This is a genomic window from Streptomyces sp. NPDC043867, assembly GCF_056435845.1.
This window is the reverse complement of sequence record NZ_JBWKDS010000002.1, coordinates 58,844-71,319: the sequence shown is the minus strand read 5'-3', so window position 1 is coordinate 71,319 and position 12,476 is coordinate 58,844. Positions and strand designations below refer to the sequence as shown.

Genomic DNA, 12,476 nt, shown 5'->3' with positions numbered 1-12,476 from the left:
GGCGGTACATCCCATGAGCCGCCTTGGATGGGGAAGCGGCCGTGCTGCCTCAGGGAGAGCCAACGCGCCCCGGACCGGGAGCGCATGCGGAGGGGGGCCGGGCGTGTGACGGACTCCGTCGAACGGCGTGCGCCGGCCGCCGCTGAGGAAGGCCGGGTCACCACGTGCGCCCGGCCTGGAGCAGCCGCTCCCGGACGAGCGCGACATGGGGATTGTCCGGTGCCCCGGGACGCTGCGCCAGATACGCGGTGTTGATCGGCGGGTCCTCGGGCGACAGCAGGGGCACCAGTGCTCCCGAGGCCAGCTCCTCCGAGCACAGGTAGCGCGGGAGCACGCTGACCCCGGCACCGGCGGCCACCGCCGCCCGTACCCCGCGCAGATCGGGCACCGTGATCGCGGCCTGCCCGGTGAGCCGCACACCGAAGACGTGCCGCCAGTAGCGCCGCGCGATGGGCAGATCCTCGGCGTACGACACGAGGGGCACCCCGCGCAGTGCGCCGGCCCCCTCGGCGGCCACCCGCTCGGGGCCGATGCGGTCGGCCCACGCGGGTGACGCCACCAGCACGAACTCCTCGTCGCCCAGCGGCACGGACGTCAGCGCGCGTCCGCGCGGCCTGCTCGTCGCGATCACCAGGTCGTACCGGCCGCCGCGCAGCCCGTCGAGCAGCTCGTCGGTCAGGCCCGTGCCGACCCGCAGCCGGACACCCCGGGCCGTCAGCGGTGCGAGCGCGGGCAGGGCGCGGGTGCACAGCAGCTCGGCCGGCCCCGCCACGTGGACGGGTTCGGGTACCTGGTCGGCGCCCGGTCCGCCGCGCTCCGCGACGGCGGTGAGCGCGTCCAGCGGCGCCGCCACCTGCGCGGCCAGCTCGTCCGCCACCGCCGTGGGCGTCACCCCGCGCGGCTGCCGCTCGAACAGCTCACGGCCCAGCTGCTCCTCCAGCGCCCGCATCTGCGTCGTCACCGTCGGCTGGGAGAGACCGAGCAGGCGCGCCGCCGCCGTGAACGACCCGGCGCGGTGGACGGCGAGGAAGGTCCGCAGCTGCGTCAGGTCCAGCGGAGCGGTATGCGAATCCCTATGGGCCATGTGATCAACCCTAGCCCCGCCTATCGCTCGCCCCCGTCGTCACCGTCCGCTCGGCCGAGAAGCCGCCCCAGGTGCCGTCCGGCAGCTTCGCCCGGATCCGCACCCGGTGGGTGATGCCGGCCTCGCGGCCGATGTAGAAGCTGTAGGAGGCCCGGCCGGCCGGGGGAGTGCCGCCCCACACCAGGGAGGTCGCCGCCCGCCCGTCCAGCCGGATCTGGTACTCCGTGATCACGCCGTCCGTCTTCGGCGGGACCCACGACAGGTCGAGGGAGTAGGCGCCGTCGGACGTGTGCGTGGTGGCCCGGAAGCCGGCCGGTGCCGTGTCCCGGCCGTCACCCGGACCCGGCGCGGTGGTGAGCCGGACCGGCTCGCCGGGCGGCGACACGTTGTCCGCCGCGTCGCGCGCCCGCACGGTGAAGGAGTAGCGGGTGCCGGGCCGCAGCCCGGTGATCACGGCCGCCGTCTGCCCGCCGCCCACGCTGTGGATCTTCGAGCCGCCCTGGTGGATGTCGTACGAGGCGACGCGCCTGTCGTCCGTGGAGCGGCCCCAGGACAGCTGGACCGCGCGGCCCCCGAGCACTCTGCCGCCGGGGTGCCCCGGGCGGGTCGGTGCGCGGTGGTCGGCCGCGGTCGCCGCGGGGGTGGTGGCGCGCACCCGTCTGCTGGGCGGTCCGACGTCTCCGCCGGCGGCCCGCGCCCGGACCGTGAAGGCGTAGGTGGTGGCCGGCGCGAGCCGGGTGACGTCCACCATGTGCTCCGTCCCGGGCACGTCCTTCACCTTCCTGCCGCCCCGGTACACCTCGTAACCGGCGATCTCCGGGTCGCCGGTGGCGAGGTTCCACATCACGTGCACGCTGGTCGCGCTGCCGGCCGCGGCGGTGACGCCCACCGGGGCCGACGGCAGCCGGCCGCTCCGCCCGTCGTCCTGGCCGCCGCCCCAGCCGCAGGACGCCACCAGGAGCAGCGAGCCGCAGATCACCGATGTCCGAGCGCGTCGCACGGCCCCGCCTTCCCTCGACCGGATTGGTCTGTACCTGTATGCCATGCCGGCGCGAACACATCAAGGGGTGGGCCGGGAAGAGGAGCCGGTCGCCACGTCCGGCGGGTGCTCCGTGTGCCGATTCCTGACGCGGCCTGAACTCGCGCTCCTTCCGAGGGAGTTCACGCCCACCGGCGCGGACCGCTGTCGTCGCCGGTGCCGCGCCCAGGACGGCGGGGGGGGGGGGGGGGGGGGGAGAACCCCCCCCCCCCCCCCCCCCCCCCCCCCCCCCCGCGACAACGCCGGTGCACCGGCCGTGGCCTGGGCCGGACCGAGGCCGTGCGCCATCCGGACGCTCACCGGTGGACGGCCTGCGCGACCCGGCCCAGATTTGGTTGAGTGCCCGTCAGTGTCGCCCAGGAGAGGGTTCCTCATCGTGCGTGTCCAGTCGCTGACGTTGGCCGTGGCCGGCGCCGCCCTGCTCGCCCCCACCACGCTGCCCGCGAAACCGCCGCCCCCCGCCCCCTCCGCCGGAACGCAACGGCCCCCGGTGCGTGAAGCGGAACGACCCCGGGGGCGCGAAGGAGACGTCAGCGCGGCCGACCTGCTCGCCGCGGTCCGCCACTGCGCTCCGGTCTCCTCCGGCCGCTACCGCAGCGACGACGACGCCCCCGCCGACATCCCCGTGTGCGGCGGCCGCGGGGCCGTGTTCTTCAAGGCGGACCTCGACATCGACTGCGACGGCAGGCCGGGCCCCCGCTGCAACCGGCGCACCGACCCGCTCTTCTCGTCCATGACGGCCTTTCAGCAGTCCGACGGACGCTACTTGAGCGCCGAGACCCTGCCGTACATCGTCGTGCCGTCCCCCGGTCCCGTGTGGAACCACCGCGACCACGGCATCACCGGAGGGTCCGTCGCCGCCGTCATCCACCGCGGCCGCGTCCAGTACGCGGTCGTCGGCGACGTCGGACCGCGCGACATCATCGGCGAGGCGTCGTACGCGGCCGCCCGGGGCCTCGGCATCCGGACCGACCCGCGCGGCGGCGGTGTGCCCTCCGGTGTCACGTACATCGTGTTCGAGAACTCCGGCGGGTCCCCGATCGAGGACCACCGGGCCACGGCGGCCCGGGGCAGGACGCTGGCGCGGAAGTTCCTCGCCGAGAACCGGAACTGAGCACCCGCCCGACCGGTCGCGTTCGTGTCCGGCCCGCCCCCGGACACGAACGAGCCCCCGCCCGCCAGGGGCAAGGGCTCGCGGTACGCGGCGCACGCACGCCCCGTACCGCCGTGTCACTCCTTCCGGTACGCGTACGCCTCTGCCGCGGCGGCCTCCACGGCCGCGAGGTCCGCGCCCGCCGAAGCCGTCACGACCGCGGCGACCGCACCCTCCACGAAGGGCGCGTCGACCAGCCGCGTGTTCTCGGGCAGCTCGTCACCCTCCGCGAGGAGCGCCTTCACGGTGAGGACCGCACTGCCGAGGTCCATGAGGACGGCGACCCCGGCGCCCCGGTCCACGGAGGCGGCCGCGGCGGAGATCAGCTCCGCACTCGTCCCCAGGCCGCCGTCCACGGTGCCGCCCGCGGGCGCCACCGGAGCCGTCGCGCCGCCGCCCGACAGCCCCGACGCCAGCTCGGCGACCGAGGCGGCGACGGCTGCACTGTGCGACACGAGCACGATCCCGACCAGCTTGCCGTCACTCACCGGACGCCTCCACGAGAGCCGCGATCAGCAAGGACGCGGACGTCGCACCCGGGTCCTGGTGCCCGATGCTGCGCTCGCCCAGATAGCTGGCACGGCCCTTGCGCGCCTGCAGCGGAGTCGTCGCCACGGCACCTTCCTCGGCCGCGGTACGGGCCGCCGCGAACGACTGGCCGAGCGCGTCCACGGCGGGCACCAGCGCGTCGATCATGGTCTTGTCGCCGGGCGCGGCCCCGCCCAGCGCCATCACCGCGTCCACGCCCTCGCGCAGTGCCTGCGCGAACTGCTCCCCGCTGACCTCGGGAGCCTCCCCGAGGGCCTTGCCCGTACGGCGCAGCAGGGTGCCGTACAGCGGCCCCGACGCGCCGCCCACCGTCGAGATCAGCTGCCGGCCGGCGAGCGTCAGGACGGCACCCGGCGTGTCCGGCGCGTCCTTGTCCAGCGTGGCCACCACGGCGGTGAAACCACGCTGGAGGTTGCTGCCGTGGTCGGCGTCGCCGATGGGTGAGTCCAGCGCGGTGAGCCGTTCGGCCTCGCGGTCCACGGACGCGGCGGTCGCCGCCATCCAACGTCGGAAGAAGTCGGCGTCGAGCACGGAATCTCCTTGCGTGGTACGAACGTTGACCGGACGTCGGGACCGGACGTCGGGACCGGACGTCGGGGGGATTCACCTGCCCCAGCGCAGGCCCGGGGTCTCCACCGGGGCGTCCCACAGCCGCAGCAGCTCCTCGTCCACCTGGCACAAGGTCACCGAGGCGCCCGCCATGTCCAGCGAGGTGACGTAGTTGCCGACGAGTGTGCGCGCCACGGCGACACCGCGCTCGGTCAGCACCCGCTGCACCTCGGCGTTGAACCCGTACAACTCCAGCAGTGGAGTCGCTCCCATGCCGTTGACCAGGACCAGGACCGGATCACGCGGGTCGAGGTCCTCGAGGATCGCGTGCAGCGTGAAGTCGGCGATCTCCCGCGAGGTCATCATCGCGCGCCGCTCCCGGCCGGGCTCGCCGTGGATGCCGACGCCCAGCTCCAGCTCCCCGGGCGGCAGGTCGAAGGTGGGGCTGCCCTTGGCCGGAGTGGTGCACGCGGAGAGCGCCACCCCGAAACTGCGGGAGTTCTCGTTGACCTGCCGGGCGAGCGCCTCGACCCGCTCCAGCGGCGCGCCCTCCTCGGCGGCCGCCCCGGCGATCTTCTCCACGAACAGCGTCGCGCCGGTGCCGCGCCGGCCCGCCGTGTACAGACTGTCGGTGACGGCGACGTCGTCGTTCACGAGGACCTTGGCGACCCGGATGCCCTCGTCCTCGGCGAGCTCCGCCGCCATGTCGAAGTTGAGCACGTCACCCGTGTAGTTCTTCACGATGAACAGCACGCCCGCGCCACTGTCCACCGCGGCCGCGGCCCGTGCCATCTGGTCCGGCACCGGGGAGGTGAAGACCTCGCCCGGACAGGCTGCCGACAGCATGCCGGGACCCACGAATCCGCCGTGCAGCGGTTCGTGCCCGGAACCACCACCGGAGATGAGCCCGACCTGTCCGGCCACCGGGGCGTCGCGCCGGACGACCAGCCGGTTCTCGACGTCGACCGTAAGCTCCGGATGGGCGGCCGCCATGCCCCGCAGGGCGTCCGCGACCACTGTCTCCGCCACGTTGATGAGCATCTTCATGGGTACCTCCTGATGAGATCCGCCTCTTGCAGTATCGGCGTTCCGGAGGCGGTGGTCACGTGCTGCGGGTCTCCGGGTGGATCAGACGGGCCTGCGCGGGGCGGACGGCGGGCCGGTGACGTACGAAAAACGCCCCGGCGGGCCGGGGTACCGGCGCCCCGGAAGGGCGGCGCGGTCCCGGTCCGCCGGGGCGCGGGGTCGCGGCTCGGGACGCTCAGGCCAGCTTCTTCAGCAGCTCGGCGGCGAGCGGAGCGGAGGAGGACGGGTTCTGGCCGGTGACCAGGTTGCGGTCGACCACCACGTGCGGGGCCCACGGCTCACCCTCCTGGAAGTCCGCGCCCGCCTCGACGAGCCGGTCCTGGAGCAGCCACTTCGCCTTGTCGGCGAAGCCGGCCTGGGTTTCCTCCGCGTTGGTGAACCCGGTCAGGCGGTACCCCGCGAAGGCGTTGGCGCCGTCCTCCTGCCGCGCGGCGAGCAGCGCGGCCGGGGCGTGGCAGACCACACCGAGGGGCCTGCCCGATGCCAGGGCGTCGACGAGGAGCCGGCCGGAGACGGTGTCGACCGCGAGGTCCTCCATCGGACCGTGGCCCCCGGGGTAGTAGACGGCGGCGTAGTCGTCGAGCCGTACGTCCTCCAGCCGGATCGGCTGCCGGAACTCGCTGATCGACGCCAGGACTCCGTCGACCCGGTCGGCGCCCTCCTGGCCGCCGTTCACCTCGGGCGCGAGGCTCGCCCGGTCCACGGTCGGTACGGCACCGCCGGGCGTGGCGACCACGATCTCGTGGCCCGCGGCCGTGAACGCCTCGTACGGGGCGACCGCTTCCTCGGCCCAGAAGCCGGTCGGGTGCTTGCTGCCGTCCGCGAGCGTCCAGTGGTCGGCGCCGGTCATCACAAAAAGAATCTTCGACATACGACGAACGTAGACGCACGGGGCCATAGGTGACCAATAGGCACGTCACTCGGAGCCATAGGACATCCGATGCGTCGGAGGGAATACGCCGCCCCCCCCGCGTGGTGGGCCCCGGGGCCGGGCCGGGGATCAGCCGCGCACGGCGGCCCGTCGTTCCAGGATGCGCAGGGACCACTCCGCCCACGTGATGTTCTCCCGCTCGAACGCGCGGCCCCGTGTCAGCGTGAGGTACGGGCCGATCCGCTCGGCGCCGGACAGGTACTCCTCCTCGGTGCGGCCGTCGAGGAGGCGGGCGCACAGCCGGTCGTAGCGGGCCAGTTTCGCGCGCGCCCACTCCAGCCGCTCGGTGATCGCCGCGCGCACGGCATCGAGGTCGCCCTCGTCGACGGCGTGGACCTTGACCAGGAGCTCGTCGCGGATGGCCGTGGGTTTCGGCGGGGCGGCCGTGAAGTCGCGCAGCGCGCGGCGGCCCGCGTCGGTGAGCGAGAACATCCGCTTGTCGGGTCTGCGCTCCTGCCGCACCAGCCGGGCCGCGATGAGCCCCTCGCCCGCCATGCGGTCGAGTTCCCGGTACAGCTGCTGGGGAGTCGCCATCCAGAAGTTGGCGATCGCCGCGTCGAACCCCTTGGCCAGGTCGTACCCCGACGCCTCGCCCTCGAGAAGCGCGGCCAGGACCGCGTTGCGCAATGCCATGCGCCCAAGGCTAGATGTCCACCCGACTCCGTGAGTAATCTCTTCCACACCTAATCAATTAGTTGACTATGTAAGGTGGGCGCGATGCATCCGTTCCGCAAGGCGGTGGAGGCGAACGACCACGCCGCGATCGAGGCGCTGCTGGCCGAGGACGTCGTGTTCACCAGCCCTGTCGTCTTCAAGCCGTACACCGGCCGGGCGATCACCGCGGCCATCGTGCGCGGCGTCTCCCGTGTCTTCACGGACTTCTACTACGTCCGGGAGATCGCCGGCGCCGACGGCGGCGACCACGCGCTGATCTTCCGGGCGAAGGTGGGCGACAGGGAGATCGAGGGCTGCGACTTCCTGCACCTCGACGAGGACGGCAGGATCGACGACCTCACGGTGATGGTCCGCCCGCTGTCGGCGGCCCGGGCGCTCCAGGAGGCTATGGCCGCGCAGTTCGAGCAGATCTCGCGGGAAGCGGTCGAGCGCGCGGACGGATAGCGGCGGACAGCGGACGGATGGGGAGCGGCACAGGCGGGGCCTTCGCCGCCACGGCCTACCTCGGTCGTGCAACCCGGGGTTGCACGGCACCGGCGCGGCTCGTCCGTCCGCGGAACGCCGGGAGCGCGGCCAGCCGTCGTACGTAGTCCTGGAGGTGTCCGTACGGGGCGAGCGCGTCCGGGTCCTCGAGGTGGACGAGGGCGACCCAGAGGTCCACGTCCGCGGCGGTCAGGTCGCGGCCCGAGGCGTAGGGCGCCGAGGCCAGCCGCCGGTTCAGCCGCCCGAGTGCGGCGGACCGCCTGTGCGGCGCGGCGGCCGGTACGACGTCGGCGTCCAGGAGTTCGCTCAGGGCGTCGATGTCCGCGGCGCGGGCCGGCGGGCGGAGTGCGGGAAGCCCGGTGCCGGTGCGGACCGCCAGACCCGCGAGGTCGCGCAGGATGTCGGGCGTGTGGTTGCTCACGACGCGTCCGGTCCAGCCGTCGCAGAGGGCCGGCGCGGTGAGCGGGCCCTCGTAGTGGTGCCAGGTCGCCTCGTAGGCCCGGCGCAGGGCCGCGAACCCGTCGGACACCTCGCCGGTGTCACCGGTGTGCGCCAGGGGCGTGGTGGCGACGAAGTCCCCGAGGCCCAGCAGCTCCAGCGTGATCGAGACGCGCAGCGAACGGGGACAGTCGGTGCACAGGTACAGCCGGTAGCGGTGCGGTGCCGGGTAGAAGCCGCCTGCCAGGCCGACGCCGATACGGCTGTGGAGGCGGCGCGGGCCGGTCGGCGACCCCGTGACGCGGGAACCGGGAACCGGGCCGGGGGTGCCGTCGGGACGTCCGGCGTCGGACGTGGCGCAGGGTGTGCTCGTGCTGAAGGCGTGCGACATGGTCTCGGGCATGACTCTCCACGGGTGAGGAAGTCCGGCCGCCCGGTGGGCGCCGCGACGAAACGGAGTGACTGCGCTCTCGTGCCGGTCCGGATCGTCGGGCTAGTAGGCGCTGGAGACACGCGACAGATCGATGTGCAGGCGCCTCGTCAAACCGTTCCTGGGCATTCCCACCGGTCCACGCTCGGGGCTCGCGAGATGCGAGACCACGCTTGTCCCGCCGCACCGGCGGAACCCGGTCGTCACCCGGGGCACCCCGTCGCGGTGGAAGGGTTGCCTGCCAGCGGGCCGGGGCCGATGACCGTACGAGCAGGGAGCCTGCACGCGGGGCGCTGACAATCGTGACCGTCCCCGTCAGTGTCGTCGCGCTCCGTGAGAGCGTCAAGAAGGCCTGCGCGACGTCTCACGACGTGGTCGGGGCGGCCCGTCCGAGTGCCGGGGGAGGGACGCGGGCCGGAACCTGTCCGAGCAGTTCCCGCACCAGCGCGGCCACTTGCTCCACCTCGATGAGGAAGCCGTCGTGGCCGTACGGGGAGACGACCGTACGGAGACGGTCCGCCGTGCCGATCCCGGCCGCCAACTCCGCCTGCTGGTAGGGAGGATAGAGCCGGTCGGCGTCGACCGCGGCCACCAGGGTCCGGGCCGTGACGCGGCTCAGCGCCGCCCGGACACCCCCGCGGCCCCGCCCGATGTCGTGGCTGTTCATGGCCTCCGCCAGCGCGACATAGCTGCCCGCGTCGAAGCGGCGCACCAGCTTGGCGGCATGATGATCCAGGTACGACTCGACCTGGTACCGGCCACCGTTCCAGGGCTCCTCCGTGCCCTGGTACCCGCGGCCGAAGCGGGTCCGCAGCTCCGGCTCGCTGCGATAGGTGACATGGGCGAGGCGCCGGGCCAGGCCGAGTCCCGCGTGCGGTCCGCGGCCGGGCCCGGCGTCGTGGTAGTCGCCGCCGCGCCAGTGGGGGTCGGCGCGGATCGCGTGGACCTGCGCCGAGGCCCAGGCGATCTGCTCGGCGCTCGCCGCGGCGGTCGTCGCCAGCAGCAGCAGCGAGTCCGTGCGCTCCGGGTACGACACGGCCCACTCCAGGGCACGCATCCCGCCCATCGACCCGCCCACCACCAGCACCCACCGGCCGATGCCGAGCGCGTCGGCCAAGCCGGCCTCCGCCGCCACCTGGTCACGCTGTGTCAGAAACGGGAAATCGCCGCCCCAGCACCGTCCGCCGGGACGCCGGGAGGACGGTCCCGTGCTGCCCTGGCAGCCGCCCAGCACGTTCGGGGCGACGACGAACCAGCGGTCCGTGTCGAGTGCCCGGCCCGGTCCCACCAACCCGTCCCACCAGCCCGGAGTGGGATGCCCCCTCCCGGCGGGTCCGGCGACGTGACTGTCGCCGGTGAGCGCGTGCAGCACCAGCACGGCGTTGGACCCGTCCGGCGCTAGCCGCCCCCAGGTCTCGAACGCCAGCCGCACACCCTGCAGTTCACCGCCCGCCTCCAGGGACAGCGGCTTCCCGCGGACGTGCCACTGGCGCCGTCCGGCCGGGTCCCCCTCCCGCCACGCCCCGGAGGCCGGCGGGAGGGGGACCCGGGAGGTCGCCGGCACGGTGTTCAGGACGCGCCCTTCGCGGCGCGGAAGCCGGCCTCCAGGTCCGCCTTGAGATCGGCGAGGTTCTCGATGCCGACCGACAGGCGCACCAGCCCCGGCGAGGTCCCGGTCGCCGCCAGGCCGTCCTCGTCGAGCTGGCTGTGCGTCGTGGACGCCGGGTGGATGATCAGGCTGCGTACGTCACCGATGTTGGCGAGATGGCTGAACAGCTCGACCGCGTCCACGAACCGCTTCCCTGCCTCGACACCGTCCCGCAGCTCGAACGCCAGCACCGCGCCCGCGCCCCGGGGAAGGTAGCGCTGCCCGGCCTCGTACCACCGGTTGGACTCGAGCCCCGGATAGTGGACGGCCGCGACCTCGTCGCGCTGCTCCAGCCATTCGGCCAGGGCCTGGGCGTTGGCGGAGTGCCGCTCGATGCGCAGGCTGAGCGTCTCCACTCCCTGGAGCAGCAGGAAGGCGGAGTGCGGCGACAGCGCGGGCCCGAGGTCGCGCAGCAGCTGCACCCGCAGCTTGATCGCGAAGGCGCCCGGACCGAGCGCGGGCCAGTACCGCAGCCCGTGGTAGCTGGGGTCCGGCTCGGTGAAGTCGGGGAAGCGCTCGGCGTGCGCACCGAAGTCGAAGGTGCCGCCGTCCACGACGACACCGGCGATCGTGGTGCCGTGCCCGCCGAGGAACTTGGTGGCCGAGTGCACGACGATGTCGGCTCCGTGCTCGATCGGCCGCAGCAGGTACGGGGTCGGCACCGTGTTGTCCACGATCAGCGGGACACCGGCCTCGTGGGCGACGTCCGCGACCGCCCGGACGTCGAGGACGTTGCCGCGCGGATTGCCGAGCGTCTCGGCGAACAGCGCCTTGGTGGTCGGCCGGATCGCCGCCCGCCAGGCCTCGGCGTCGTCCGGGTCGTCGACGAAGGACACCTCGACGCCGAACTTCGGCAGGGTGTGGCGGAACAGGTTGTAGGTGCCGCCGTAGAGGGACGTACTGGAGACGATGTGGTCACCGGCGCCCGCCAGCGTCAGGATCGCCAGGTCTCGGCGGCCTGCCCGGAGGCGAGGGCCACGGCGGCGACCCCGCCCTCCAGCGCGGCGATGCGCTGCTCGAAGACGTCCTGCGTGGGGTTGTGGATGCGCGTGTAGATGTTGCCGGGCTCGGCGAGCGAGAACAGGTCCGCGGCGTGCCGGGTGTCGCGGAAGACGAACGAGCTGGTCTGGTAGATCGGCACCGCCCGCGCCCCGGTCGTCGGGTCCGGCACGGCACCGGCGTGGACCTGCTTCGTCTCGAAGGACCAGGCCGGGGTGTCGGGTCCCGCCGGTTCCTCCTCGGGCGTGTGACCTGCGGTGACGGAGTCGATCGGCTGGCTCATGGTTCTCCCTTGTGCGGCGTGCGGAGACACGCGCGGTGTACGAGTGCAGACGTGCGTGGAGGCACCGCGGGGCTGCGTGCCGCACCTTCGGCCGGGCGGCGGGCAGCACGGATGCGGTGGGGGAGGAGGGGCGATCAGGCGGCGGAGGCACCCGGGGGAGACAGGCCGTGGTGGTGACACGCATGAGGTCGACGTGGCGCCGGCTCACGAGCACGGTCGCCCGTCCGGACCGCCACCGTCCGTCGGGCGGGGCGGGCACGGCACGTGAGATGAGGGGCGGGCGGCACGTCCCGGAGCGCACGGGGACGTCGTCCGCGTACGCGACCCAGGTGACGACGATCTCGTCCGCCGACGGCTGGGACGCACGGACCCGCCGGTGCTCGACAGGGGCGTGACGGGGGGCCGGTTCGGCGGACATCAGCTCGCGCGGCCGGACCGCGGCGGCGGCGTTCCAGCTCTCGGACTCCCACGGGAGGGTGGCGGACGACGGCAGGCTCATGGTGCTTCCCAGCGGGAGGAGGGCGCGGGGTGCGGGCCCCGTGGACCTGCATGGTCACCCCGGCCGGGTGCGCCCGTCCTCTCCCTCGGCCCGTTGTTCGCAGAACGGAAACAGCGCGTTCGTGAAGGCGTGACGGTGACCGGCCGCGCGTCGGCCGGTCACCGGGCGACGGCTCTCCCCGCGGCCCGCGGGGGACCGGGGAGGGAAGAGCGGGCCGCGGTCAGTGGGAGCCGGAGCCGCCACTGCCGAAGGAGCCGCTGGAGCCCGCGCTCCACCGGCGTCGTGTGGTGTCCCCGCTCGGCTTCGAGGCGATGTTGCCGTGGGCCGCCAGTTGGTACGGGGTCAGACGCTGACTGCTCCGGGGCACCTCGTCGGGCTCGCGGTTCTCGTAGACCTCGAACACCGGACCGTTCGCGGGCGGCTTCGGCTGTTCGTCGGCCCGCGGGCGCGGCGGCTCCTCGCGGCGGACCCGGCTGCCCATCCACATGGCACCGCCCAGCAGCGCCACGACGGCCAGACCGATCACCAGCGGCGCGAAGCCGGCCACCAGACCGCGGTTCGCGCTCGCCGCCATGTCGTTCACCAGTAGGTTCATGGTGCATCCGTCCCTTGTGGGGTTTTTGTCCCGCG

At 73.7% G+C, this 12,476-nt stretch carries 12 protein-coding genes, 1 pseudogene and 1 riboswitch; of the genes and pseudogenes, 2 read left to right on the top strand and 11 right to left on the bottom strand.

Features of this window, described 5'->3' with window-relative positions; all coding sequences use genetic code 11:
- Positions 1-157 precede the first annotated feature (157 nt).
- Both AC069T_RS02290 and AC069T_RS02285 read right to left on the bottom strand, forming a co-directional pair.
- Entirely contained in the window at positions 158-1,084 is a 927-nt protein-coding gene (locus AC069T_RS02290) for a LysR family transcriptional regulator (RefSeq protein WP_478780899.1), read from the bottom strand.
- Positions 1,085-1,094: 10 nt separating this feature from the next.
- Positions 1,095-2,129 carry a fibronectin type III domain-containing protein gene (locus AC069T_RS02285; protein ID WP_478780898.1) on the bottom strand — a complete coding sequence of 345 codons (1,035 nt, stop codon included), beginning with the start codon at positions 2,127-2,129 and terminating at the stop codon, positions 1,095-1,097.
- 370 nt (positions 2,130-2,499) lie between these two features.
- On the opposite strand from AC069T_RS02285, the gene AC069T_RS02280 reads away from it, so the two are divergent.
- On the top strand, positions 2,500-3,237 hold the full coding sequence (locus tag AC069T_RS02280) for a glycoside hydrolase family 75 protein (RefSeq protein ID WP_478780897.1): 738 nt from the start codon (positions 2,500-2,502) through the stop codon (positions 3,235-3,237).
- A 116-nt stretch (positions 3,238-3,353) separates the two neighbouring features.
- Here the strand turns inward: AC069T_RS02280 and AC069T_RS02275 are convergent, their stop codons facing one another.
- The 5 genes from AC069T_RS02275 to AC069T_RS02255 all read right to left on the bottom strand — a co-directional run bounded on the left by AC069T_RS02275 (position 3,354) and on the right by AC069T_RS02255 (position 7,024).
- A complete protein-coding gene (locus AC069T_RS02275; protein ID WP_478780896.1) occupies positions 3,354-3,764 on the bottom strand; it encodes a PTS-dependent dihydroxyacetone kinase phosphotransferase subunit DhaM in 411 nt (136 codons plus the stop codon).
- Complete coding sequence (dhaL, locus tag AC069T_RS02270) at positions 3,757-4,356, bottom strand: dihydroxyacetone kinase subunit DhaL (protein WP_478780895.1); 600 nt, start codon at positions 4,354-4,356, stop codon at positions 3,757-3,759. The genes AC069T_RS02275 and dhaL overlap by 8 nt, the downstream gene beginning before the upstream one ends.
- Before the next feature lie 72 nt (positions 4,357-4,428).
- Positions 4,429-5,421, bottom strand: coding sequence for a dihydroxyacetone kinase subunit DhaK (gene dhaK, locus AC069T_RS02265; RefSeq protein WP_478780894.1), 993 nt, complete (start codon positions 5,419-5,421; stop codon positions 4,429-4,431).
- A gap of 214 nt (positions 5,422-5,635) precedes the next feature.
- Complete coding sequence (locus tag AC069T_RS02260) at positions 5,636-6,331, bottom strand: type 1 glutamine amidotransferase domain-containing protein (protein ID WP_478780893.1); 696 nt, start codon at positions 6,329-6,331, stop codon at positions 5,636-5,638.
- Between the two features lie 129 nt (positions 6,332-6,460).
- The gene (locus AC069T_RS02255; RefSeq protein WP_478780892.1) at positions 6,461-7,024 is read right to left on the bottom strand and encodes a PadR family transcriptional regulator; all 564 of its coding nucleotides are present in this window, start codon (positions 7,022-7,024) and stop codon (positions 6,461-6,463) included.
- An 84-nt stretch (positions 7,025-7,108) separates the two neighbouring features.
- On the opposite strand from AC069T_RS02255, the gene AC069T_RS02250 reads away from it, so the two are divergent.
- Positions 7,109-7,510, top strand: a complete 402-nt coding sequence (locus tag AC069T_RS02250) for a nuclear transport factor 2 family protein (RefSeq protein ID WP_478780891.1) — start codon at positions 7,109-7,111, stop codon at positions 7,508-7,510.
- Positions 7,511-7,565: 55 nt separating this feature from the next.
- Here the strand turns inward: AC069T_RS02250 and AC069T_RS02245 are convergent, their stop codons facing one another.
- From AC069T_RS02245 to AC069T_RS02230, 4 genes and pseudogenes are all read right to left on the bottom strand, one after another.
- On the bottom strand, positions 7,566-8,390 hold the full coding sequence (locus AC069T_RS02245) for a glutathione S-transferase family protein (RefSeq protein ID WP_478780890.1): 825 nt from the start codon (positions 8,388-8,390) through the stop codon (positions 7,566-7,568).
- A gap of 191 nt (positions 8,391-8,581) precedes the next feature.
- Positions 8,582-8,725, bottom strand: a riboswitch (SAM riboswitch).
- 56 nt (positions 8,726-8,781) lie between these two features.
- Positions 8,782-9,990: a homoserine O-acetyltransferase MetX gene (gene metX / locus AC069T_RS02240; RefSeq protein ID WP_478781119.1), complete on the bottom strand. Its 1,209-nt coding sequence runs from the start codon at positions 9,988-9,990 to the stop codon at positions 8,782-8,784.
- Positions 9,987-11,347: pseudogene (locus AC069T_RS02235) on the bottom strand (bifunctional o-acetylhomoserine/o-acetylserine sulfhydrylase). The gene metX and the pseudogene AC069T_RS02235 overlap by 4 nt, the downstream one beginning before the upstream one ends.
- A gap of 719 nt (positions 11,348-12,066) precedes the next feature.
- Positions 12,067-12,441: a DUF6479 family protein gene (locus AC069T_RS02230; protein WP_478780889.1), complete on the bottom strand. Its 375-nt coding sequence runs from the start codon at positions 12,439-12,441 to the stop codon at positions 12,067-12,069.
- Positions 12,442-12,476: the final 35 nt, after the last annotated feature.

Bases quoted from the DNA above. Each gene is read 5' to 3' on its own strand.
- AC069T_RS02245 (WP_478780890.1), bottom strand. From the start codon at position 8,390: ATGCCCGAGACCATGTCGCACGCCTTCAGCACGAGCACACCCTGCGCC.
- AC069T_RS02285 (WP_478780898.1), bottom strand. From the start codon at position 2,129: ATGGCATACAGGTACAGACCAATCCGGTCGAGGGAAGGCGGGGCCGTG.
- dhaK (WP_478780894.1), bottom strand. From the start codon at position 5,421: ATGAAGATGCTCATCAACGTGGCGGAGACAGTGGTCGCGGACGCCCTG.
- AC069T_RS02290 (WP_478780899.1), bottom strand. From the start codon at position 1,084: ATGGCCCATAGGGATTCGCATACCGCTCCGCTGGACCTGACGCAGCTG.
- AC069T_RS02250 (WP_478780891.1), top strand. From the start codon at position 7,109: ATGCATCCGTTCCGCAAGGCGGTGGAGGCGAACGACCACGCCGCGATC.
- AC069T_RS02255 (WP_478780892.1), bottom strand. From the start codon at position 7,024: ATGGCATTGCGCAACGCGGTCCTGGCCGCGCTTCTCGAGGGCGAGGCG.
- AC069T_RS02260 (WP_478780893.1), bottom strand. From the start codon at position 6,331: ATGTCGAAGATTCTTTTTGTGATGACCGGCGCCGACCACTGGACGCTC.
- AC069T_RS02230 (WP_478780889.1), bottom strand. From the start codon at position 12,441: ATGAACCTACTGGTGAACGACATGGCGGCGAGCGCGAACCGCGGTCTG.